General features: G+C 54.7%; 21 protein-coding genes. 9 read left to right on the forward strand and 12 right to left on the reverse strand.

The features are described 5' to 3' along the window. Nucleotide 1 precedes the first annotated feature (1 nt). Nucleotides 2-1,597, reverse strand: a complete 1,596-nt coding sequence (locus IGQ15_RS05050) for a hypothetical protein (protein ID WP_297049226.1) — start codon at nucleotides 1,595-1,597, stop codon at nucleotides 2-4. Nucleotides 1,598-1,648: 51 nt separating this feature from the next. On the opposite strand from IGQ15_RS05050, the gene IGQ15_RS05055 reads away from it, so the two are divergent. Genes IGQ15_RS05055 through IGQ15_RS05075 form a run of 5 tightly spaced genes read left to right on the forward strand, consistent with a single transcriptional unit; the run spans nucleotide 1,649 to nucleotide 6,730 of the window. Continuing rightward, nucleotides 1,649-2,071, forward strand: coding sequence for a resolvase (locus tag IGQ15_RS05055; protein ID WP_297049229.1), 423 nt, complete (start codon nucleotides 1,649-1,651; stop codon nucleotides 2,069-2,071). Nucleotides 2,072-2,109: 38 nt separating this feature from the next. Continuing rightward, nucleotides 2,110-4,140, forward strand: a complete 2,031-nt coding sequence (locus IGQ15_RS05060; protein WP_297049231.1) for a ribonuclease R family protein — start codon at nucleotides 2,110-2,112, stop codon at nucleotides 4,138-4,140. A gap of 4 nt (nucleotides 4,141-4,144) precedes the next feature. Then, on the forward strand, nucleotides 4,145-4,537 hold the full coding sequence (locus tag IGQ15_RS05065) for a YkgJ family cysteine cluster protein (RefSeq protein WP_297049234.1): 393 nt from the start codon (nucleotides 4,145-4,147) through the stop codon (nucleotides 4,535-4,537). 42 nt (nucleotides 4,538-4,579) lie between these two features. After that, entirely contained in the window at nucleotides 4,580-4,933 is a 354-nt protein-coding gene (locus IGQ15_RS05070) for a hypothetical protein (protein WP_297049236.1), read from the forward strand. A gap of 27 nt (nucleotides 4,934-4,960) precedes the next feature. Continuing rightward, nucleotides 4,961-6,730, forward strand: coding sequence for an ABC transporter ATP-binding protein (locus IGQ15_RS05075; RefSeq protein ID WP_297049238.1), 1,770 nt, complete (start codon nucleotides 4,961-4,963; stop codon nucleotides 6,728-6,730). 96 nt (nucleotides 6,731-6,826) lie between these two features. Here the strand turns inward: IGQ15_RS05075 and IGQ15_RS05080 are convergent, their stop codons facing one another. After that, nucleotides 6,827-7,072, reverse strand: coding sequence for a hypothetical protein (locus IGQ15_RS05080; RefSeq protein WP_297049241.1), 246 nt, complete (start codon nucleotides 7,070-7,072; stop codon nucleotides 6,827-6,829). Nucleotides 7,073-7,124: 52 nt separating this feature from the next. Here IGQ15_RS05080 and IGQ15_RS05085 point away from each other — a divergent pair, with 52 nt between their 5' ends. Further along, nucleotides 7,125-7,874, forward strand: a complete 750-nt coding sequence (locus IGQ15_RS05085) for a pseudouridine synthase (protein ID WP_297049244.1) — start codon at nucleotides 7,125-7,127, stop codon at nucleotides 7,872-7,874. Here IGQ15_RS05085 and IGQ15_RS05090 read toward each other — a convergent pair. Next, nucleotides 7,844-10,180 (reverse strand): heavy metal translocating P-type ATPase, encoded by a 2,337-nt coding sequence (locus IGQ15_RS05090; RefSeq protein ID WP_297049247.1) that lies wholly within the window; start codon nucleotides 10,178-10,180, stop codon nucleotides 7,844-7,846. The genes IGQ15_RS05085 and IGQ15_RS05090 overlap by 31 nt on opposite strands. Before the next feature lie 225 nt (nucleotides 10,181-10,405). Between IGQ15_RS05090 and eno the strand changes: the two genes are divergently transcribed. Then, nucleotides 10,406-11,686 (forward strand): phosphopyruvate hydratase, encoded by a 1,281-nt coding sequence (gene eno, locus IGQ15_RS05095; protein WP_297049249.1) that lies wholly within the window; start codon nucleotides 10,406-10,408, stop codon nucleotides 11,684-11,686. A gap of 3 nt (nucleotides 11,687-11,689) precedes the next feature. Then, on the forward strand, nucleotides 11,690-12,526 hold the full coding sequence (gene rsmA, locus IGQ15_RS05100; protein ID WP_363315793.1) for a 16S rRNA (adenine(1518)-N(6)/adenine(1519)-N(6))-dimethyltransferase RsmA: 837 nt from the start codon (nucleotides 11,690-11,692) through the stop codon (nucleotides 12,524-12,526). On the opposite strand, the gene IGQ15_RS05105 is transcribed toward rsmA, so the two are convergent. From IGQ15_RS05105 to IGQ15_RS12020, 4 genes are all read right to left on the reverse strand, one after another. Next, complete coding sequence (locus IGQ15_RS05105; RefSeq protein WP_297049256.1) at nucleotides 12,461-13,249, reverse strand: E3 ubiquitin ligase family protein; 789 nt, start codon at nucleotides 13,247-13,249, stop codon at nucleotides 12,461-12,463. The two genes, rsmA and IGQ15_RS05105, sit on opposite strands and share 66 nt — an antisense overlap. Before the next feature lie 59 nt (nucleotides 13,250-13,308). Next, nucleotides 13,309-14,319 carry a biotin synthase BioB gene (gene bioB / locus IGQ15_RS05110; protein ID WP_297049259.1) on the reverse strand — a complete coding sequence of 337 codons (1,011 nt, stop codon included), beginning with the start codon at nucleotides 14,317-14,319 and terminating at the stop codon, nucleotides 13,309-13,311. 9 nt (nucleotides 14,320-14,328) lie between these two features. After that, nucleotides 14,329-16,794 (reverse strand): phenylalanine--tRNA ligase subunit beta, encoded by a 2,466-nt coding sequence (gene pheT, locus IGQ15_RS05115; RefSeq protein WP_297049261.1) that lies wholly within the window; start codon nucleotides 16,792-16,794, stop codon nucleotides 14,329-14,331. 227 nt (nucleotides 16,795-17,021) lie between these two features. Then, nucleotides 17,022-17,162, reverse strand: a complete 141-nt coding sequence (locus IGQ15_RS12020) for a DUF5615 family PIN-like protein (RefSeq protein WP_363315792.1) — start codon at nucleotides 17,160-17,162, stop codon at nucleotides 17,022-17,024. 16 nt (nucleotides 17,163-17,178) lie between these two features. Here IGQ15_RS12020 and IGQ15_RS05120 point away from each other — a divergent pair, with 16 nt between their 5' ends. Then, a complete protein-coding gene (locus tag IGQ15_RS05120) occupies nucleotides 17,179-17,505 on the forward strand; it encodes a hypothetical protein (RefSeq protein WP_297049264.1) in 327 nt (108 codons plus the stop codon). Here the strand turns inward: IGQ15_RS05120 and IGQ15_RS05125 are convergent. From IGQ15_RS05125 to secD, 5 genes are all read right to left on the reverse strand, one after another. Beyond that, nucleotides 17,502-18,269, reverse strand: coding sequence for an E3 ubiquitin ligase family protein (locus IGQ15_RS05125; protein ID WP_297049267.1), 768 nt, complete (start codon nucleotides 18,267-18,269; stop codon nucleotides 17,502-17,504). The genes IGQ15_RS05120 and IGQ15_RS05125 overlap by 4 nt on opposite strands. Nucleotides 18,270-18,330: 61 nt before the next feature. Continuing rightward, nucleotides 18,331-19,053 (reverse strand): DUF3120 domain-containing protein, encoded by a 723-nt coding sequence (locus IGQ15_RS05130; protein WP_297049270.1) that lies wholly within the window; start codon nucleotides 19,051-19,053, stop codon nucleotides 18,331-18,333. A 45-nt stretch (nucleotides 19,054-19,098) separates the two neighbouring features. Next, the gene (locus tag IGQ15_RS05135) at nucleotides 19,099-19,785 is read right to left on the reverse strand and encodes a phosphate ABC transporter permease (RefSeq protein WP_297049271.1); all 687 of its coding nucleotides are present in this window, start codon (nucleotides 19,783-19,785) and stop codon (nucleotides 19,099-19,101) included. A 6-nt stretch (nucleotides 19,786-19,791) separates the two neighbouring features. Further along, nucleotides 19,792-20,745, reverse strand: coding sequence for a protein translocase subunit SecF (gene secF / locus IGQ15_RS05140; RefSeq protein ID WP_297049273.1), 954 nt, complete (start codon nucleotides 20,743-20,745; stop codon nucleotides 19,792-19,794). After that, entirely contained in the window at nucleotides 20,742-22,172 is a 1,431-nt protein-coding gene (gene secD, locus IGQ15_RS05145; protein ID WP_297049275.1) for a protein translocase subunit SecD, read from the reverse strand. The genes secF and secD overlap by 4 nt, the downstream gene beginning before the upstream one ends. Nucleotide 22,173 lies beyond the last annotated feature (1 nt).

The raw sequence follows: 22,173 nt of genomic DNA on the forward strand, positions 1-22,173 counted from the left end.
TCTAGCGTTTAGAAATCTCAATGGGCTGAGGGGTTGGTGGACGTTGGGTGTCCACGAAACTAAACACAAGGAACGTTTCAAAGAGTCCCACGATTTGCTTGAGGGTTGGCTGCAGCCGCGTCTTGCCCGTCATTCCATAGGCCACAGCAAGGCCACAGGCGCCCTCAAGTGCATTGACCTCCTTGAGCCAATCGAGGAGCAGCGGACCACTTTCGGGGTCAAAGGTATCCAAAAGCCACAGATGATTGGCATTGGTTTGGGCAAGGAGCATGACTATTTGCTCGGGGCCTGAGAGGGGAAAGACCGTCAGATGGTGAATGCCGCCCTCCTCGGCAATTTTGGCGGCGCACGCCTCCGCTGCGGCTTTTTTGGTTTGAATCGTCAACACGGGGTAGCCCTCAATCGCCTCGGGAATCTCCCCGCGTTGATGGTAAGAGATGGCTGCTTGTAATTCCTGTAGCTCTTTAGGAGGAAACAACTTAAAGAGGATATAGGCCTCCCCAGGAATCGCTTCCGTATCAATGGGAATCTGGTGCTGTGATTGGCTCTCCTGCAAGTCACCATTGATTTCTGCCATCATCTCTGGCACTGTTGCCACTTGGACCTGATAACTAAGGGCAGAATGGCGCGGTGAAGGAATCTTGAACCTCAGGTCTAATTCAGGGCACTCTTCCTTCTCAAACTGTTTCTTGGTCTTTTTCCAGAATTTGATCAGAGCCGCGATCGCCACATAGACCGTTTCCGCTTCTTCAGGGGCGTAAAAGGGTCGTATTCCCTCCAAAGGATGGATCACACCCGGTTCAATGGCGTAAAGATGCCCCTTGAGAACGAAAGAGAGATCGTTGCCTAAATCCTCTTCGTCAACCTTGGAAAAGTTCAAGAAGAGACAATCATTGCGTAGAACCGTTTCCTCTAAGCGTTCATCATCGTCTTCGTCAATGTAGGGATACTCGTGATCAATCTGCTGCCAAAAGTTGCGTAGTGCCTCCTCTCCGCGGTAGAGCATCAGACCAAAGTCACGGTTGGCTCCTTGGGGGTTCACCAGTACCGCAAAGAGGGTAGGGGAGTCCCAAGCGTTGCAGTGGAGTTTAAGGGGGGGAACACTGTCTAGGCGCTGCCAGATGTCCAGTTGAGCAAATTCCCTAATTTTCTGTTTGCAGAGAGAAACATATTCAGGGGGGAGCACTTCAACATCCTCATCATCACTGGTTATTTCCGCCGCAATGAATTCAAAAAATTCATCCAGCAGGGGAATGTGGGCTTGATACTCCACCTGAATATCGAGGGGAGCAACCACGCCGCGCAGAAAAAATTGCAACTCGCGGTCATCAACGATGATGGTGTGGGGACGGCAGGGCGGAGCTTGGGGATGGCGGGGATATTCGATCGCCCGCACCAACAGCCGCATCAGTTGCTCTGGGGTGGGTGGAAACTGACCAACCTCCATGCTGCGTACCCCCTGATCCTTGGGATCGAGCCAAGCAGCACAAAAGACCTTGTCGTTCTCGCTGTCCAGACTGCGGCCGCCACCAACCCAAATGGCGGCAACTTGCGGTACATTCAACAGACGACGGATGGTCGCAGCGGGTAGGCTCACAGGGCGATCGCTCCCAATTCGATAACCTCTCCACTCTAGCAAACGACAAAAATGGGTCGCACTAAGTATTTGTTGGGGTTTGATCCAGGTCGGGACAAGTGTGGTTTAGCCCTTGCCCTTGGTCAAGAAGTGGTGCGCTATGAAGTGGTGGCCAGCGATCGCGCGATCGCCCGTGTCCAGGAGTGGCATCAAGCCTACCCATTTGAACAGGTGATTATGGGCAATCAAACCACCTCTCGCCAGTGGCAGCAGCAACTCCAAGCGGCTTTGGCTGTAGAAATTATTCCAGTGGATGAGCGCAATAGCACCCTAGACGCCCGCGATCGCTATTGGCAGCTCTTTCCGCCCCAAGGTTGGCAGCGGCTGATTCCCAAGGGGTTGCGTCTGCCCCCTCGACCCATTGATGACATTGTCGCCCTTGTCCTGTTGGAACGCTACTGTGGTTATCCCCTGCTGCTCAGTCAGAGGCAATAAACTTTATAATTATCAGGCTATGGTACAGTACGGCAGCCGTGGAGAAAGGCACCCTCATTGAATTTCGGGTCAATAACCAGCGTCGCTTGGCGGTGATCGATCGCCCCGAAGGTAAAAAGCATTGGATTGCCATTGATCAGCATTTGCAAGCCCACACCATTCATCCGCGCCAATTGACCTTTACGGTGCCGGAGGAGCGGTTTCGTCCCCAAGAGATTCCCACATTTTGGCAGCAGGTGCAGCCGCTCTTGGATGCCGACAGTTTAGAAGTGGCTTGGGAAATTATCCGCGAGGAAAACCGCGCCATTACGCCAGCGGATCTAGCGGAGCTGCTTTTTTCGGAGCGATCGGCGGTGGCCTGCTATGCTGCCTACTATCTCCTTAGTGAGGATCGCTTCTATTTCAAGCTCAAGGGAGAAACCTACGAGCCTCGACCGGCTGCCCAAGTGGCAGAACTGAAACATCAAAGCGAGCGGGAAGCTCAACGCTTGGCGGAGGAAGTCAACTTCCGTGAACATTTGACCCAAGCCCTGAAGGGGGAAACGGTGACGTGGTCCGCCAGCGATCGCAAGCGCCTTGAGCAGTTAGAACGTTATGCTATAGCCATTGAACCCAGTGGCCAACACCAAGCAGCCATTGACCTTCTCAGTGAATTGAAGCGTCCCACCCAACCCTTGGGCGCCTTCCAACTGTTGGTGGATCTCGGCCTCTGGTCAGAGCACGAAAATCTGTTCCTGCGCCGTAGTCAAATTGACGTTGAATTCTCTGCCAAGGTACTTGCTGTGGCCCATGAACGCCTCACCTCACCCCCCACAGATATTGACGCTCCCCTGCGCCGCGATCTCACCCATCTCAAGGTCTATACCATTGACGACGAAAGTACCCAAGAAATTGACGATGGCCTCAGCCTCGAAGTCGTGGGCGATCGCCAAAAGCTGTGGATTCACATTGCCGATCCCACCCGCTGGGTGATGGTCGATGATGTCTTGGATCAGGAGGCTCGCCGCCGCGCCACAACGGTCTATCTACCGACGGGGATGATTCCCATGTTTCCCACGGAGTTGGCCACAGGGCCGATGAGTTTGGTGGCGGGACAAACCTGCTGTGCGCTGAGTTTTGGCATTCTTTTAGCCGACAACGGCGAAGTGCGGGAGTACGAAATTTGCCCCAGTTGGATTCGCCCCACCTATCGCCTTAGCTATGACGATGTGGACATGATTTTGGAGCAGGGGGTAACCGGCGAAGCCGATCTGCTGGCGATCGCCCAATGGGGACAGCGGCGTAGTGAGTGGCGACAACAACGGGGAGCGATTCGCATTAATATTCCTGAACCGAACATTAAAGTGGCTGGTGAAGAGGTGGAAATCTCGCCCCTCCATGACTCCCCCGCCCGCCAACTGGTGGCAGAAATGATGATTCTTGCTGGTGAAGTAGCCGCCCATTTTGGGGCCCGTGAGGGCATCCCGCTGCCCTTTCGCAGTCAATCACCGCCAGAACTGCCCTCAGAGGAGGAATTGCTACAACTGCCCGCTGGAATGGTGCGCGACTGTGCCATTCGTCGCTGTATGCCCCGCAGTGAAATGAGTACCCAACCCAATCCCCATGCCAGCCTGGGCCTTGATGCCTACTGCCAAGTGACTTCCCCCATTCGTCGCTACACGGATTTGCTGGCGCACCGTCAGATTAAAGCCCACCTGCGCGGGGAACCCCCCCCCCTAACACCCGAGCAACTGAATGAAATTTTATTGGGGTTGGTGTCTTCAGTTCAGGAGGCCTCTCTTGTGGAGCGGCAGACCAACCGCTATTGGTGCTTGGAGTACCTGCGGCGGCATCGCGAAGAGGCGTGGCGGGGCATCTTACTGCGTTGGTTGCGTCCTGAAGAGGGGCTGGGGCTGGTTCTACTGGAGGATTTGGGGGTAGAACTGGCAATGCGCTTTCAACGGCAGGCTAATTTAGGAGAGTGTGTGCTGGTGCGGGTGAGTCGTGTTGATCCCCGCAGTGATCAAATTTGGCTGGAGGAAGTCCCCGCCGAGGCACCGATGCCCACAGAAACCGTTGCATTATCCTGAAAGCATGAAAAAATGGCAGTGTATGCAGGGGTGTGGTGCCTGCTGTTACCTTGAGTTGAGCGATCGCTCAGAGGTGCCCACCATTCTCAATGTGGAGGAATTTGCCCTCTACCAATCCCTCATTGGCGCTGATGGCTGGTGTATTCACTTTGACCCCCTCAGCCGCCGCTGTCGTATTTATGAGAATCGCCCCCGCTTTTGCCGCGTCACCCCAGAGGTGTTTGAGGACTTGTACGGCGTCACGTCCGAGGAACTAGATGAATTTGCCATTCAGTGTTGCTGTGAACACATTAGCGATCGCTATGGTGAGCGGAGTTTCGAACTGCTGCGCTATGAATATCTGGTGGAGCATAGCGTAGATGCCCCCCAAAAGGATAGCCAATCTGTTCATTGGTGAGCCGACTTCTATAATGACAACAGTTGTCTTCAGACAGAGCCAATGAGTGAACAGCGAATGCGGGTGAACTTGGTCGAAGGCTCGGTGAGTTTTTGCTTTTCTCCAGAAGCTGCAAAGACCCTACGGCAAGAGATTCAAGCCCTAATGGAACGGATGCGGGCGATCGCCCATGCCAAGGCTAGTGGTACCCCCCTACCTCCCCAAGCCACCATGGAATATCAGCACGTGGGCGAAGTCTTTCTCGAAGTCTTTTGTAATCCCAATATTTGGCCAAATCCCTACGCCGCTAAAGTTCTCTTGACAGTGCGCGATGACCGTATTCGCTTAACCACTGAAGCAGAGCTAAAGCACTTGGTGGAAGACCTCAACCAGTTTCTCGAAAGTGCTATCCCCTAGGGGGGCAATATCTGTTAGGTTGAGGATATGGTGACTCTTCCTAAAGCGAACCGCTCTGGCCGTTTTCGTCGTCTGCTGGCCTATCTGCGTCCTCACCAAACAAAAATTTGGGGAGGCATTGCAGCGCTTTTCATTGTCAACCTCCTAGGAACTTATTTGCCGCTGCTGATTGGCACTGCCGTTGATGAATTGCAGGCTAAGTTTGACTTTCAGCGAGTGGTGTTCTATGCCCTGCTGTTGATTGGCTTGGCCTCCCTAATGTGGCTGATTCGCATGGCCTCGCGCCTGTGGATCTTTGGCGCCGGGCGGTTGGTGGAATTTGACCTCAAGCAACGGCTCTTTGAACATCTCCTGCGTTTAGAACCCAGTTACTTTGCGGAGAATACCCCTGGAGACCTGATTAGCCGTGCCACCAGCGATGTGGATAATATTCGGCGGCTAGTGGGCTTTGCCCTTTTGAGTGCGGCGAACACCGTGTTTGCCTACGGTATGACGCTGCCCGTGATGCTGGCAATTCATCCGGGGTTGAGCTTGGGGGCGATCGCCGTCTATCCAGCCGTTCTTTTTATTGTTCAAACCTTTAGCGACCGCCTGCGCGCAGAGCAACTCGATGTGCAACAAAGCCTCTCGGAACTTAGCGATCTCATTCAAGAGGACATGAGTGGCATCGCCCTAATCAAAATCTATGGCCAAGAAGCCAATGAACAACGCCAATTTGACCAGTTAAATCAAGACTTACTCCGCAATAACTTGGTACTGGCCAAAACCCGCAACATTCTCTTCCCCCTCTTGGGGGGGATGGTCAGCTTTAGTTTGCTGATTTTGTTGTGGTTTGGCAGCCGCATGATTGCAGCCAATACGATTCAGGTGGGGGATTTTATTGCCCTGCTGCTGTACATTGAGCGGTTGATTTTCCCGACGGCATTATTGGGATTTACGATTACCACCTACCAACGGGGTGAAGTGAGCATTGACCGTATTGAAGCGATTTTCAGTGTCGAACCGCGCATTGCCGATGCCCCGGATGCCCTTGCCCTCTCCCGCGATCGCGTTCAGGGACACCTGCGTTGTCAGGACTTGACCTTTACCTACCCCAATTGCAGCACCCCTGCCCTCAATCACCTTAGTTTTGAAATTCAAGCGGGGGAAATGGTGGCGATCGTCGGCCCCATTGGCTGTGGCAAATCCACCTTGGCCAATGCCCTGCTTCGACTATTGGAGATTGCCCCTAATCAGATTTTCCTTGATGGCATTGACATTACGCGGCTGTGCCTTGCCGATCTGCGGGGGGCGATCGCCTACGTCCCCCAAGAAAGCTTTCTCTTTAGCACCACGATTAAAAACAACATTCGCTACGGCGAACCCGATGCCACAGAGCTAAAGGTGATTGCTGCCGCCAGCCAAGCCCAAATTCACAAGGAAATTCTCAACTTTCCCAAGCAGTACGACACCCTTGTGGGTGAGCGGGGCATTACCCTCTCTGGGGGACAGCGACAACGAACGGCCCTAGCCCGTGCCCTACTGGTAGATGCGCCGATTTTAGTCCTCGATGATGCCCTAGCCAGCGTTGATAACCAAACCGCTAGCCAAATTTTGCAAGCGCTGCGGCAGCAACAGCACACACGCACAGTGCTCTTTATTTCCCATCAATTGTCGGCAGCGGCAACCTGCGATCGCATTCTGGTGATGGATAAAGGGCGCATTGTTCAACAGGGTACCCACAACGAACTAGTGGCAACCGAGGGACTGTATCAATCCCTTTGGGAGCAGTATCAACTGGAAAGCTCCCTCGGATAGGGGAGTTGCTGACTGCATCTCGTGCAAAATAAAGGGGCAGCCCCTACGGCTACCCCCAGTTGGTGTTGTCAATATGCTACTAGGGATGAGAGGGAACTACTGCCCTGGGGTTTGCGGACTTGGAGATGGCGTGGGTGTTTGGTTATCGGTCGTGCCACCGCCACCCCCACAGGCAACCAGTGTCGCAGAAAAACCAACTAAAATTAAGCCTAAGGCGGCAAGTTTGTAAAGAGATTTCATAGAACTCCTCACGGCAGATAATAAAAAATAGGTAAGGATTAAACAGTTCTTTTCTATCAAGTTTGCTGCGGGATTGGCAACTACCGGGCAACCGTCTGCCATAGAGATTTCCCTCAAAAGTGCCACCACATCCTGGAAAGCAACTATAGCCCCTATGACGACTGAGCGATTACAAAAAGTCCTTGCCCATTGGGGAGTGGCCTCGCGACGCCATGCGGAAATACTCATTCGCAGCGGTCAGGTCTTTGTGAATGGTCAGCGGGCACAACTGGGGGACAAAGTCGACCCAAGGCGCGATCGCATTGAATACAGAGGACAATCCCTGAACCCACCCCGCCCACCCCATCGGCTCTATCTGCTCCTCCATAAACCCAGGGGGGTTGTCTGTACCTGTCACGATCCCCAAGGTCGAACCACGGTTCTGGATCTATTGCCGCCGCTGTATCAGGGCGTGGGGGGGCTACATCCTGTGGGTCGTTTAGATGCCGACTCCAGTGGTGCGCTGCTGCTTACCAATGATGGGGCTTTCACCTACTATCTCAGTCACCCCCGCCATCACATCCCCAAAACCTACCGCGTTTGGGTGCAGGGACAGCCGCCAGAAAAGGTGTTACAAAGATGGCGACAAGGGGTTCCCTTGGACGGGGTAATGACGTTACCGGCAGCGGTTCAGCTCCTGCGCAGTGAGGGCGATCGCTCCCTCTTAGAAATCATCCTGCACGAAGGCCGCAACCGCCAGATTCGCCGTGTGGCCGATCAGCTTGGTTATCCTGTTGTTGCCCTGCAACGGATCGCGATCGGTCCGGTTCACCTCGGCAATCTTCGCCCCAGAGCCGTTCGCCCCCTCAGCCGCCGTGAATTGGCCGCCCTTGCTTATCCAGCCAACCGCGAAGACTCAGCCTGAGCACCAGTGGCTTTCGGCGGAATATGCTGCACCGGATGATCGGGGTGGGTGGCTTCCCATTCGGCGAGAAATTCCTGCGTGTCTTTGACGGGCGGTAAGGGCAAGGAGCCACCGGGACCTACTAAGGGACGCAACCCATTCAACTCCGCTAGGATAGCTGTGCCGTTGTTAATGACCACCGCCAAAATCGGGTCAAGGGCAAAGAACACCCCCGACAGCAGAGCACCGATATTGGGAATAGCAACGATTGCTGTATTTTGCCAGACAATCTCCATTGCCTGCTTGGCAATGCGAATGGCAAGGGTCAGTCCCCGCAGATCATCCTCCATCAGCACCACATCTGCGGTTTCACGGGCAATATCCGTTGCCCCTGCAAAGGAAATAGAGACATCGGCATAGGCAAGAGCGGCGGAGTCATTGATGCCATCCCCACAAAAAGCCACCACTTTACCGCTGTCATGGAGGGCACGCACCACCTCCACTTTCTTTTCCGGAAAGGCTTCGGCGTAGATATTGTTGGGAGCAATCCCTAAGTCTTTGGCCACCGCACGGGCAACGCGGCCAATGTCACCCGTCAGCATATGGGGAGTAATGCCCGCCCCCTTGAGTTCACGGATGACTTCGGGACTTTCATTGCGGATCGGGTCGCTGTAGAGAATCACCCCAATCAAACGCCCATCCCCGGCCACATAGACAATCGAAGCCCGCCCAGAATCGAGATCGGGGAAGCGTTCATTGAGATCAACTAGGCAAATGTTTTCCTGCTCCATCATGCGGCGGCTGCCCACTCGCAGATCCACACCCCGCACTTTTGTGGCCACACCGAGGCCAACGCGGTATTCCCAGTCTTCACAGTCAAAGAGGGGCTGATGGGTTGCGCGGGCATGGCGGACAATGGCTTCAGCCACAGGGTGAGTGAGTCCCTGCTCAGCACTGGCGGCCATACTGAGGATGTCATCGGCGCTGAAGCGTCGATCCATGACTTTAATATCCGTCACGCCAGCATGGCCTTGGGTGAGGGTGCCTGTTTTATCAAAAACAATCGTGTCAATTTGCGCCAGTTTTTCAACCGCCCGGCCACTGCGAATGAGAACGCCATGTTGGGCCGCATAGGTGAGGGCCGACAAAATCGTGGTGGGTACTGAGACCCGAATCCCCGTACCGAGGTCAAGGGTCAGCAGGGCGATCGCCCGATTCAAATCCCCAGAAAGCAAACCCACTCCTGCCCCAATGGCCAAGGTAGGCACCACCATCTGGTTAGCGACAGCAGCCGCATAGTTTTCAATGCGAGTGTCATGCACCGGTGCCGACTGCATTAAACCGACAATCACGCCCGCACGGGTATTGTGACCCACCCGCTCCGCTAAGATCACCAACTGACCATCCACCAGTAGGGTCGAAGCAAAAACCTCCATCCCCTCAGTGCGCGTTACCGGTACGGACTCGCCCGTGAGTTTGCACTGATCAATCAGGCCTGTGCCCCGCAAAATAATGCCATCAACGGGAATTTGATCCCCCGGATAGACGACCACGCGATCGCCCTCCACGAGATCCTTGACTGCCACCTCCACCTCAAAGCCATCCCGTTCCACAAAGGCGGTTTTGCCCAGACAGTCGAGCAAATCAAGGTTCGCCCGCTCCGATCCCCGTGCCGTGAGGTCGCGGATCACTTCCCCCCCCTCAATCAAACCCAGCATAAAGGAGGGAGCAAAATAGTGTCCTTGCATAGTGTGGAGGGAAATTGCCAACCCATCGAGGAAGTCAATCGTTAACTGTTTTTCCTCCTGAATCGCTTCCCATGCTCGCTGAAACACCGGCATTGCCCCGGCAATCACCACACTGGCAATCACATAGCCGGGAATCGGTACCCCCATCAGGGAGGCCACACTCAACCCCAAACCCAGCGCCGGTAAGCCCAAGCGTTCCCAATAGTTAATTTCGTGAGCTTCAGTCGCAGGGGTGGCCCTCTCAGTACTGAGGGCGGGAAGGTCTGGATTGGCCGCCACTTGAATCGACTCAAAAATTTGCCCCTGAATCGTTGCTAGGGCTTCCCCAAAAAGCTTGGGGTTATATTCCACCACAAGGGAGCGGGCAGGGGGGTTAATGCGTGCGGTTGTCACTGCGGGTAAACTGCCAACAATGTAGAGCAGCCGTGCCCCATATTCTGCATCAAAGCCCAACCGCGGAATGCGAATCCGAAAGCGACCCCTAATCCAATGCACAACCTGATAGTGAACGGCCTCGGTAGTGATAGGGCGGGCAGGTATCTCAGACTGCGGGGAACAACTTCGGGCAATAGTGGTCATGATGGATTCCTACGAATGGTCGGGCAAGTGAAGCTGACTAAAGGTCTAAGTAATCATTCCCCCCAAATTGTGGATGATATAGACCAAAGTTGACTCAAATTAAACCAGTCTCAGACAAGAAACGCAATGCAATACAGGACACTTTATAGCTTAGGTCATCCTTAAGCCATTTCAGTTTTATCGGGCATCTATCGTACAATCTAGCTGCATATTGAGGATAAGCAGATGATGGATACGGCGATCGCAACGATTCGTGCCCGCGAAATTCTCGACTCGCGGGGGCGCCCCACGGTAGAAGCAGAAGTTGAACTGGATTGTGGCATTGTTGGACTGGCGCAGGTTCCTAGTGGTGCCTCAACAGGGAGTTTTGAAGCCCATGAACTGCGGGACGGCGATCCCAAGCGCTACGGTGGCAAAGGTGTCCTCACAGCGGTGGAAAACATTGAAACCAAGATTCTCAGTGCCCTTGTGGATCTCAACGCCCTTGATCAGACGGTGATTGACCAGTGCCTCTTGGAACTGGATGGCAGTGAGAACAAATCCAACCTCGGTGCCAATGCCATTCTTGCGGTTTCCCTTGCTACGGCTAAAGCAGCCGCAGAATATCTCGGTCAACCCCTCTACCGTTATTTGGGCGGGCCGCTGGCCAATGTGCTGCCTGTACCAATGATGAATGTCATTAACGGTGGTGCCCACGCAGCCAACAACATTGACTTTCAAGAATTTATGATCATGCCCATTGGTGCCCCTAGTTTTCGAGAGGGGCTGCGCTGGGGGGCAGAGGTTTTTGCTGCTCTGAGTAAGGTGCTGGCGGATAAGGGGTTACTGACCGGTGTGGGGGATGAAGGGGGCTTTGCGCCTAACCTCGATTCCAACCAAGCGGCCTTGGATATTTTGCTTCAGGCGATTGAAACAGCAGGTTACACCCCCGGCACTGACGTTGCCCTTGCCCTCGATGTTGCCGCCAATGAATTTTATAAAGACGGCAAATATGTGTTTGATAATGCCAGCCGCACCGGCCCTGAGTTAATTCGTTACTACGAAGAACTGGTGAGCAACTATCCCATTGTCTCGATTGAGGACGGGTTGCAGGAGGAGGACTGGGAGAACTGGGCACTCTTGACCGAAACCCTTGGTGGTCGCATTCAACTGGTGGGGGATGATCTATTTGTCACCAATCCCAAGCGCTTGCAACGGGGAATTGACAATGGCGTGGCCAATGCCATCCTGATTAAGCTCAATCAGATTGGGTCGTTAACCGAAACCCTGCAAACCATTGATCTGGCAACCCGCAAGGGCTACCGCTCAGTGATTAGCCACCGCTCTGGGGAAACCGAAGATACCACGATTGCGGATTTGGCTGTAGCTACCCGTGCGGGTCAAATTAAAACTGGTTCCCTCTGCCGCAGTGAACGAGTTGCCAAGTACAATCGCCTGTTGCGCATTGAGGCAGAACTAGGGGATCAGGCGGTCTATGCGCCCACGGTGGGCTTGGGGCCGCGCTAAGTGATTCGTGCCCGCAAACGGTTTGGCCAGCATTGGCTGCGCAGCGAATCAGTGTTAGCCCAGATCATTGCAGCGGCTGAACTGCACACGGGCGATCGCGTCCTAGAAATTGGTCCCGGTCGGGGTGCCCTCACTCGCCCTCTTCTCGCCAGCGGTGCTGAGGTAATTGCCGTTGAACTGGATCGGGATCTCTGTGGTCAATTGCAACGGCAGTTGGGCAGTGAGCGGTTTCAGTTGATTGCGGGGGATATTCTGCGGCTGGACTTAGCTCCCTTGGGGTGCAACAAAGTGGTGGCCAATATCCCCTACAACATTACAGGGCCGTTACTGGGGCATCTGCTTGGCAGTATTGCCCGACCGCGTCGGCCAGCCTTCGAGCGGTTGGTTCTACTGGTGCAAAAAGAAATTGGCGATCGCCTGATGGCCTCACCCGCTAGCAAGGCCTACGGCGCCCTTTCCGTACGGGTGCAATTTCTGGCCACCTGTGAGAAGGTGTGTGCGGTGCCTCCCCGCGCCTTTCAGCCACCGCCTAAGGTGGATTCTGTGGTGATCTGTCTGCGCCCCCACGGGACACTGCCAAGGGTGCGATCGCCCCAATGGCTAGAAACCCTGCTGAAACAGGGGTTTGCCACTCGCCGTAAGATGCTGGCCAATGCCCTCAAGTCCCTTGTGGAACCCGATCAAGTGCGCCAAGCGCTGCTGCAGTTGGGGCGAGATGTGAATAGCCGCGCCGAAGCCCTCAGCCTCGAGGATTGGCTAGCCCTCAGTGAACTGCTACAGCAACCCCACCAAGATCAACAAAACCCCCAACCCACCACAGGCGGCAGCACCAATGGTTGAGTAGAGCACGGCATTGCTGGTGTCTTGACTCAGGCTGTCTTCTGATTTCAGGGAGACAAAGAACTTTTGTCCCTTGACGGTGGGACGTTCAAGGCGCAGCGTGCCCGTTTGATCGCTGGCGGTGCCCACCACCAACACCTGCCGATCTACTGGCGTGATCCACTCCTCATAGCGATAACCAATGGTATTACCACTGCCAAAGGTGAGGCTGCCCACGTTTACCTGAACGCTGCCAAAGCCAAGGCGGACAGTGTGATTGGCCGGTCGAAATTCATCGAGGACTTGGATCGTTTCCATGTCAGCCCCCCGGGGATCGACTTCAATCTCGCCGTAGCGATCGCGCACGCGGAAAGGAATGGTCTGGCTATTGCTGCTAATCGTGTCGGAGCGGCGTTCAGTGCGCCAGTGGGTGCGGCCTTCCCCATCGGTTTCGCGCACCTGTTCTTCATACTCGCGGCTGACACACATGGAGTAATGGACGCAGGGCACCTGCTTTAACTCCGAGATCAGGGGTTGATCGACAACAATCTGACCAGAGACCTTCACATATTCCCGTAGGTTGCCACCGCCAATTTCTTGAGCCACCTGCTGTTGGAGCTGATGAAGATCCGCTGTGGTGGATGGCGTGGCCAGCTTGAGACTACGGAGCTTTAGGCGATAGTGGCGCTGGACAAAAAAGAGGACGATCGCCGCAATGAGCAAAAGGCCACCAAAAACGCCCATCGGAGACTCCGCAACAGTAGTGCCGCCAATCCCTAGTTTAGCGATGCGCAGCGCAGATGTTATGGGGCGATCGCCTGTCCTTCGGGGTCTTCAAGGACAAAACCAGCATCGGCTATCATTTGCCAGTCTTGGTGGGGGGCTTGGCCGGGAGTGGTCAGATAATCGCCGACAAAAATAGAGTTAGCGGCATAGAGGCCAAGGGGTTGGAGCGATCGCAGATGCACTTCGCGGCCACCAGCAATGCGGATCTCTTGGCGCGGCAAGAGCAAACGAAATAGCACAAGAATCCGTAAACAGTGGCGCGGATTGAGGTTGTGCTGTTGGCCAAGGGGTGTCCCCGGAATGGGAATCAGAAAATTCACTGGTACACTGGTGACCTGACGCTGCCGCAGGGAAAGGGCAAGATCAATGACATCGTCATCGGATTCCCCCATCCCCAAAATGCCGCCAGAGCAAGTTGTAATTCCAGCCGCTTGGATATTGGCTAAGGTCTGGGCGCGATCGCTAAAGGTGTGAGTGGTACAAATTTTGCCGTGGAAGTTTTCCGAGGTATTTAGGTTGTGATTGACGCGATCGACGCCTGCTGCCGCCAGCCGTGCCGTTTGCTCAGCGGTGAGTAAGCCCAAGCAGGCACAGATTTTCAGGGGATAGCGCTCCTTAACTGCCTGAATAGCAGCAAGTACCTGCTCAAAGACCTTTTCATTGGGCGATCGCCCAGAAATGACCATGCAAAACGTACCGGCCTTGAGTTGGGCAGCGCGATCAGCAGCAGCAAGAATTTTTTCCTGCGAGAGTAGGGGATACTTTTCAATCTCAGCCGTGGAGATTTTCGATTGTGAGCAGTAGTGGCAGTCCTCTGGGCAGAGACCACTTTGGGCATTGAGAAGATAGTGCAGCCGTACTCGATTCCCCCAGTAGTGGTAGCGTACCCGATAGGCCGCCGCCAGTTGATTCAGAAGTTCGGTCTCCGGGGCTTGTAACACCGCCCGGGCTTGATCGCGGCTGAGGCATTCATCGGCAAGAGCTAAATCAGCAAGGCGCTGCCAATCGGTCGTCAATACTGTACTCATAGGTCTTTCTTAGCTACGGAGGGTCACGGCGTATTTTTCCACAAGGCTGTCGCGAATGCGCTGATGTAATTCATTCACCTCGGCCTCGGTGAGGGTGCGATCGCTGGCGCGGTAGGTGAGGCGAAAGGCCAAACTGCGCTGCCCTTCAGGGACACCAGTGCCACTGTACTCATCAAAGAGCTCGACACTCTCAAGGAGGGAGTCGCGCCCGCCTGCAGCTTTCCAAATGGTGCGGCTGAGTTCTGCCACTGTCAGATCCGCCGGCGCAAAAAAGGCGAGGTCGCGATCGCTGGCGGGATAGGTTGAAAAGGGCTGAAAGATGATCTGGCGATAGCGTTCCTCAAGGTGACTCAGGAGTACCTCCAGCTCCAGTTCAAAGACATACACCGCCGCCGGCAGGTCGAGGGTCGCCGCATACTGCGGGTGTAACTGGCCAAAAATACCGAGCCGTTCCCCATTCAAACAAAGAGCCGCGGTCCGCCCCGGATGCAAGCGTTCTTCTTGGCGATCGCTCTGATACTCCACCTGCAAACCAAACCGCTGAAAGACACTCTCGAGAATCCCCTTGGCTTCATACCACGTTAGGGGTTGGGCTTGCTGTGAGCGACGCACCCATTTACCCTGCCACGGATCGCCACCGATGATGCCCCCAAGGCGATCGCTTTCCCAGAGACCTTCCTCATCTTGACCAAAAACACGGCCAATTTCAAAACCATTGAGGGGCGGATTCCCCTGTTCTTGGTTGTAGCGGAAGGCCTGCACTAGACCCGTAATTAGATCCGTACGCAGCGACGAAAACTCCGCCACTAGGGGATTCACGACGGTCACTTGGTTGGGCTGGCCACCTTTTACCCAAGAATAGTGCATCAATTCCGTCAGACCCGCTCCACGAAAGGCCGCCCGTAGCTCCCGCAGTAGGGTGAGTTCCAGCGGCAGTGCCCCCAATTCCGATTGAGCTGGCAAGGTTTCCTCAAAGCGGTCGTAACCGTAGAGCCGCGCAATCTCCTCAATGAGATCCACCTCCCGCTCAATATCACGAAAGCGGTAGGGGGGCACCGTCACCGACCAGACCACTAACTCGTCCTCAAAGGTTTCTTGAGGGCTGAGGTGAAAGCCAAGGCGGCTGAGTAGCTCTTCAACGGTCTCTGCATCCAAATAGGCGAGTTCCTCGCTCTCCGCTTCATCAGCAACCACGGCTCCCAAGAGCCGATGCACTTGTTCCAGCCGCAGAGTGAGGGTACGTTCAAGGGGCGGACGCTGATCTGCCAGTGTTGTGTAGGTCACTGTCCCTTGAGCCACCTCAGTCAATAGGGCGATCGCCTCAGCGATGGCCGCCTCTAGTTCTGCGGGGTTCACCCCCCGTTCATAGCGAGCCGAAGCTTCCGTGCGCAATCCTTGGGCGCGAGCTGATCGTCGAATCACCGGACTGGCAAAGAGGGCCGCCTCAAGGAAGACATTCTGCGTCCCCTCATCAACCTCAGTTTCTTCGCCCCCCATTACCCCAGCAAGGGCAACGGGCACATCTGCGGCGGTAATCACGAGATTGTCGGCACTCAGCACCCGCAGTTCACCATCGAGGGTTTTCAGCGTTTCCCCAGCCTTGGCCAAGCGCACGCCGACGCTCACTGGGGTTTGGGCAGCAACCCCTTGCAGCCGATCCCAATCAAAGGCATGGAGGGGTTGCCCCCACTTCAGCAGGATGTAGTTGGTGATATCCACCACATTATTGATGGCTCGCAAACCCGCAGCCTCTAAACGTTGCTGGAGCCAAAGGGGTGAAGGGGCAATCTGGACATTGGTGATCAGGGTGCCACAGTAGGCAGGACAGGCCTGAGGGTCAGCGATCGCAAGCTGTACGGGTGCCTTAGCACGGGACTTTTTGGGGGCGATTGCCTTTGGGGCGGGTAGCGTCAGGGGAGCACCAGTAAGGGCGGCCACTTCACGGGCAATGCCCACCATACTCAGGGCATCCGCACGGTTGGCGGTTGAGGTCAGGTGCAAAATCACATCATCCAAGCCAAGGAGAGGACGTACATCTTCCCCTACGGTTACTGCATCAGCGAATGTGTGGATGCCCTCAGACTCTTTGCTTAGCCCCAACTCAGCAAGGGAGCAAATCATCCCCTCAGATTGCACCCCTCGCAGTTTTGCTGGTCGAATTTTCAGATCAATTTTTGCCAGATATGCCCCCGGTAGTGCCACCGGCACATACAAGCCTGCGGCGGCATTGGGTGCCCCACAGACAATCGTGCGGGGTTCCCCTTGACCCACATCCACCTGGCAGACCCGTAATTTTTGGGCATTGGGATGGGGTTCACAGGCCAAAATATGACCCACCACAACCCCTTCTGCCCATGTGCGCCGATCTTCAATTTCTTCGACTTCAAACCCCGCCATCGTCAGGCGATCGGCCAAAGTCGTCACATCCAGATCAACAGCCACTAATTCCCGTAGCCAGCGAAGGGAAACCCGCATGGAATCCTCAACAAAACGTCATACTTTGCCATTTTTCAGCCTACTCTCCTGTGATGGCATTACACAAGTCTAGAGTTTTTATGGATCTTTTTAGATCGAATGGGCAGTTGGCGGATGCAGATAGAATCATCACTGATTGTAACGGCTGCACCTGCTATGAGTTCTGCTTCAACGGATGGCAAAATCTCTAACAGTCTTTGAGTCGCAGTACGGGGCTTGGCAGAGGATCACGGTAAGGTAATTAGACTGGGTAGCCTCACACTGCTGAGAGCAACCAGCATTGAAAAATCTAAATCCTGAGTTAAGACGATTCGACCTTGCGCCCTTGCAAATTCCAAGATTTCTTTTGATACTGATAGACAAATCACTGTTTACGGCTTAATCATGGTTCACTCTCTTCGAAAAATTCCCACGATTGCCTGGGAAGCAGGTGCCAAAATTGCAGTGAATCTGGTGCTGCTGGCTTTTGCCCTTGGGGCGATCGCCAAGCTAGTGCCCTATCAACTCAGTCAACTGCAAAAGCTCCATGCCCTCGAAGCAGAAGTGGCGCAACTGGAGGCACGAGTTAAGGAGTTGCAACTCGAACAGGAGCGCGATCGCCAGCCCCAAGCACGGCAGCGCATTGCCCAAGAGGAGGCCAATTTAATTGGCGCCAATCAGCGGCGGATCATCTGGGTACAACCTAACAACCCGAAGCAAGAACTTGACTAAAACAAGGTCAAGACTAGACCACAGACACCACAGAGGGCGGCACTCAGGGAAGCATAGGTCATTTTTCGTTTTTGCCGCTTGTACTGCTGGCTAAGCTGATCTTCAAAACTCAGGGAAATGATGAATTTCTGTCCCCTGTTTTGCGGCTTTTGCAGGCGGAGAACCCCCCCCTGATCTGAGGCCATGCCCACCACTGAGACAGGCTGCCCCAAAGGCAACACCCACTCCTGGTAGCGATAGCCGAGGGTTGTAGTATTGCCAAAGCGCCAATTCAATGACAAAAACCCCAGTGAGAGCGAAAAAGAATGGGGTTTATCCGCTGGCCGCAGCTCGTCTAAGACCTGCACTGCCTCAATCTCAGCGCCAATGGGGTTCACCTCAATCTGCCCTTGGTGATCTCGCAAAAAGAATAGGGCTGACTGCTCGTGGCGGCCAATGATTTCCGAGTGGTGTTCTCGACGATTGCCGCGATCGCTCCTTTCTTTTTTATACTCGCGGCTGATAATCGTTTTGTAATAAACACAGGGAATGCGCTTGAGTTCGGAGAGCAAGGGTTGAGACGTGGTGACTTGGCCAACCACCTGTACGTACTCGCGCCAACTGCCGCTACCGATTTCCTGAGCCACCTGTTGCTGGCATTGCTGTAACTCACGAATAGAGCTAGGGCTGGCCACCTTCATTGCCTTTAACTTCAGCCGATAATAGCCCTCAAGGGCAAAGAGAAAGGCCGACCCCGTTAAGCAAAGGTGAGCAAAAACGCCCATGGCTGCCGTTGAATTCCTCTGTGCTGATTTTAGTCATTCGCGCTAACAGAGCGTCACCCTTTTAACCCACAGATATTAGGCCAACAGTGAGGCCAAAGAGACCATCAACAACGAGCGTGCTCAACACAGCGCCCATAAATCCCCACATGGGCAAAACAGCGGGATAGCCACGACGAATCTGGGATTCAAAGAGGGGCAATAGACCAATGAGGAGTAAACTCAGGCTCAAGAGAACTCCCCACACCTGGCCACTAAAGGTCTGGGCTTGGGCGATCGCCTGTGCCAGCATCTCCTGAACTGAAATCACATCCCCTTCAAGGTACATGATGGCTCGCCAATGGGGAATCACGTCAATCAGGTAAAAGTAGGCATCGGTGATGGCGGTGCCCAGAAAAGATCCCAAAAAAAAGAACACCCCCACCAGTTGTTGCCGCTGCCGTAGGTGCCAGAGCATGAGCGGAAGGGGTAGCGCCTCAATGGGCAAGTGCCACAGGGGTTCCCAGCGCAACCACCCCCAGTAGAGCGATCCTGCCCCCCAGCACCAGCTAAATCCATAGAGCATCTCACCCCAATAGCGGTAGTGGGGTTGGCGTTGGAGGTAAAGACTGAGACCCAGCAGCAGCGGCGTCAGAGCCAAACTCAGCCAAGGCAGTGTCCGCACGAGGGGCGCTTCAATAAACACGGGAATGGAGACCAAGAAGGCGGCAAAGCCAAAGAGGAACCAAGCCAGCCGTGAGCCAAGGCGCAGCGCAGGAAAAACCGAGGGGGAGGTAAGGGCAGTCAAGGGAATCTCGGAAATTGTTAACTTTTATTTCTTTCCTTTAAGGTATCACAGGCTGGAACGTCGTGGTCGGGGCGATTGCCGAGGGGATTGTGAGCGCGCCTTGCGCCGCAGTGTTTCTGATAGATCAATAAAGGCATCCCGCTGCAAAATCGGGTAGGTGCCAATCCAAAGGCGATGGCGGGGCAGGAAGACTTCAGAAATCAGTTCCATCTCTGCCAGATCAGGGCGACGGGAGAGAACCAGCATTTCCGCTACATCGCCGGGGCGAATCCCTCGATGTTGACGCAGTAACTTGGCCTGCACTCTGGTTTCAAAGCCGGTTTTATCACCAATCTCCAGATTTAAGCAGCGTTCACGGTTCTCGATAATCACCAGTTGCCCCTTGTCGTTCACCGTCTCCTCTTTGCCCACCAATTCTTCAGTAACATAGACATCCAAGACGCGCCCGCGCCAAAAGCCCCCATAGGGAAACCGCCGATGGCGACGATTGCGAAATGAGGCCAACACTGCCGGTGCCCAGAGCCAATAGAGACCTGCAATCAGACCCAAAACGAGTTGGGTGCTATCCCCTAAAAAATTCAAACCAAAGGCGACAATGGCCACTGCTACCACAGAGAAGGTTAAGCGTCGCAGAAAGTCCTGAAGTTTGCCCCAAACATAGCGATACTGGGAACCCGTGGCCACCAGTGGCACCAATTGACGGACTTTTTCTTGGGTAAGGGGAATGAGCACAACCAGTTAGGGCGTAGGCGTTGTCTCCAGTGTATTCGTGGCGGGACGAGGCGGCTGGCGATCGCGCCACCAAGCAAGGAGGGTACTGGCAATAAAAATACTGGAATAGGCTCCCGTCGTGAAACCAATGATCAGCGCTAGGGCAAAGTAGCGCAGCGTGTCACCGCCAAAGATGAAGATCGTAATCAGGGGCAGGAGGGTTGTTAGGGTGGTATTAATCGAGCGGCCGAGGGTTTGGACAACCGCCTGATCCACCACCTCTTTAATGCCAAGGTCAGGATTGAGCTTCAGGGTTTCGCGCACGCGATCATAGATGACCACCGTATCGTTCACAGAGAAGCCAATGATCGTGAGCAGCGCCACAATAAAGAGGCTATCAATTTCCACCCCTGCCACGAGTCCCAAAATGGCAAAGACCCCCGTTGTCAGCAACACATCATGGACAAGGGCGACAAGGGCAAAACAGGCATAGTCAAACTGGAAGCGCAGCGTGAGATAAATCGTAATGCCAATAAACGACACCAGTAGCGCCAGCAACCCCGATCGCAGGATTTCTTCCCCAAGGGTGGGGCCAACGGTCTCAATCTGCGTTTTCTGGGGGTCAAAGTCACCCAATTTTTGGGCAAGGGCATCACTGAGGCGGGTGCGCTGATCCACATCGAGGGGCACAGTCCGAATACTCACCCCGTCCTGATCAATAATTTGCAGACTGCTGTTGCCCAATCCCTGTTGGTTGAGCACTTGACGCACCGCATCAATATCTATCGGCTGAGAACAGGTCTGCATAGCGCTACAGGCCAGTTCAAATTGCAGCCGTGTGCCACCGATGAAATCCAAGCCCAACCGTAGGGGACTCCCTAGGGATGCCCAAGAGATGGCCATTGCCCCAAGGCCACTGAGAATGACCACCAAGGATAACCCCCACCAGAGCGATCGCTGGCGATTGACACTAAAGCTCATCGCAAGCTCTCCAGTTTTGGACAGAACCAATTGGGCTTACGCAGACTGGGAATGCTAATGGCGTAAAACAGGAACGTGCGACTACAGGTCAGCGCCGTAAACATACTAATGCCAATGCCGATGGCAAGGGTCACGGCAAAACCGCGCACAAACCCTGTCCCCAAGGCAAAGAGGGCAGCACAGGCAATCAAGGTGGTGACATTACTATCGAGAATACTGGCAAAGGCGCGATCGAACCCCGATTCAACGGAACGGTAGAGGGTTTTCCCCGCCCGTAACTCCTCGCGGGTGCGCTCAAAAATCAGCACATTGGCATCCACCGCCATACCAATACTGAGAATAAAGCCCGCAATCCCCGGCAGTGTCAGCGTCACCCCAAACAGCAAAAACGCTGCATAGGTAAAGATGGCGTAGAGAATTAGCGCAATATCGGCAATCAATCCCGGCAGGCGGTAGTAGGCCACCATAAAGATCAGCACCAGCACCAAGCCTGCCAAACCGGCATAGAGGCTGTCACGAATGCTATCTTGACCCAGCGAAGCCCCCACCGTGCGGTTTTCCACCACCTCTAGGGGAACGGGCAGCGCCCCCCCTTGCAACTGAATCGCTAAATCATTGGCACTCTGGGCAGTGAAGCCACCAGAAATCTCCGCACTTCCGCCAACAATCCCCGTTTCAGCATATTCCACCGCCACCGTTGGCGCGCTAATCAGGCGATCGTCAAGAAAAATCCCAAGGCTGCGTCCCGTGCCAGCAATCTCTTTGGTCAGTTGGGCAAAAAGTTCAGCCCCTTGGCTGTCAAAGCGGACAATCACACTCCAGTTGGGGGATCCGGGGGCGACGGGACTGGCAAAGGCTTCCTTGAGCATTGCTCCTGTCAAATCCGAGGGCGTAAAGAGGCTGGCGATCGCCTGCTGGCTTTTTTCAAGGGATTCACGGTTTTTGGCCAGCTTCGCCTCAATCTCCTTCTGGGCTTCAGGATTATTGGCATTTTGAGCCTGCTCCGCCAAGAGTTGCGCCTGTTCCAAGAGCAGTTGCGACTGCAGTTGCCGCTCAATTTGCAATTGGGTCTCTGTGCCCGGCTTCTGGGCGGCAAAGAGCAGTTGTGCCGTCCCCTTGAGAATCCGTTCCGCCTGCTCAGGATCGGTCACTCCCGGCAATTGCACCAAGAGCTTGTCATCCCCAGCAGTTTGTACCACGGCTTCGGCAACCCCCAAGCCATCAATCCGCCGTTGCACTACCCCTTGAACTGCGGCCAGCACTTGGGGTGTAATTTGCGGCACCTTATCCGTTGTTTGCACCTGCAACGTCAGTTGGGCACCCCCCCGCAGATCTAAGCCCAGCCGAGCCGGTGTGCGCACAATGACCCACGTGGCGGCCATCAGCAACACCAAAATGGCAATTAGCCAGCCGCGATATTTTCCCATG

This window comes from Thermosynechococcus sp. M98_K2018_005 (genome assembly GCF_015295825.1).
Taxonomy (GTDB): domain Bacteria; phylum Cyanobacteriota; class Cyanobacteriia; order Thermosynechococcales; family Thermosynechococcaceae; genus Thermosynechococcus.

What these genes read in the sequence shown, in the direction of transcription:
- IGQ15_RS05055 (WP_297049229.1), top strand. Translation starts at nt 1,649, where the DNA reads ATGGGTCGCACTAAGTATTTGTTGGGGTTTGATCCAGGTCGGGACAAG.
- IGQ15_RS05065 (WP_297049234.1), top strand. Translation starts at nt 4,145, where the DNA reads ATGAAAAAATGGCAGTGTATGCAGGGGTGTGGTGCCTGCTGTTACCTT.
- IGQ15_RS05070 (WP_297049236.1), top strand. Translation starts at nt 4,580, where the DNA reads ATGAGTGAACAGCGAATGCGGGTGAACTTGGTCGAAGGCTCGGTGAGT.
- IGQ15_RS05075 (WP_297049238.1), top strand. Translation starts at nt 4,961, where the DNA reads ATGGTGACTCTTCCTAAAGCGAACCGCTCTGGCCGTTTTCGTCGTCTG.
- IGQ15_RS05080 (WP_297049241.1), bottom strand. Translation starts at nt 7,072, where the DNA reads ATGGCAGACGGTTGCCCGGTAGTTGCCAATCCCGCAGCAAACTTGATA.
- IGQ15_RS05085 (WP_297049244.1), top strand. Translation starts at nt 7,125, where the DNA reads ATGACGACTGAGCGATTACAAAAAGTCCTTGCCCATTGGGGAGTGGCC.
- IGQ15_RS05090 (WP_297049247.1), bottom strand. Translation starts at nt 10,180, where the DNA reads ATGACCACTATTGCCCGAAGTTGTTCCCCGCAGTCTGAGATACCTGCC.
- eno (WP_297049249.1), top strand. Translation starts at nt 10,406, where the DNA reads ATGATGGATACGGCGATCGCAACGATTCGTGCCCGCGAAATTCTCGAC.
- IGQ15_RS05105 (WP_297049256.1), bottom strand. Translation starts at nt 13,249, where the DNA reads ATGGGCGTTTTTGGTGGCCTTTTGCTCATTGCGGCGATCGTCCTCTTT.
- bioB (WP_297049259.1), bottom strand. Translation starts at nt 14,319, where the DNA reads ATGAGTACAGTATTGACGACCGATTGGCAGCGCCTTGCTGATTTAGCT.
- pheT (WP_297049261.1), bottom strand. Translation starts at nt 16,794, where the DNA reads ATGCGGGTTTCCCTTCGCTGGCTACGGGAATTAGTGGCTGTTGATCTG.
- IGQ15_RS05120 (WP_297049264.1), top strand. Translation starts at nt 17,179, where the DNA reads ATGGTTCACTCTCTTCGAAAAATTCCCACGATTGCCTGGGAAGCAGGT.
- IGQ15_RS05125 (WP_297049267.1), bottom strand. Translation starts at nt 18,269, where the DNA reads ATGGGCGTTTTTGCTCACCTTTGCTTAACGGGGTCGGCCTTTCTCTTT.
- secF (WP_297049273.1), bottom strand. Translation starts at nt 20,745, where the DNA reads ATGAGCTTTAGTGTCAATCGCCAGCGATCGCTCTGGTGGGGGTTATCC.
- secD (WP_297049275.1), bottom strand. Translation starts at nt 22,172, where the DNA reads ATGGGAAAATATCGCGGCTGGCTAATTGCCATTTTGGTGTTGCTGATG.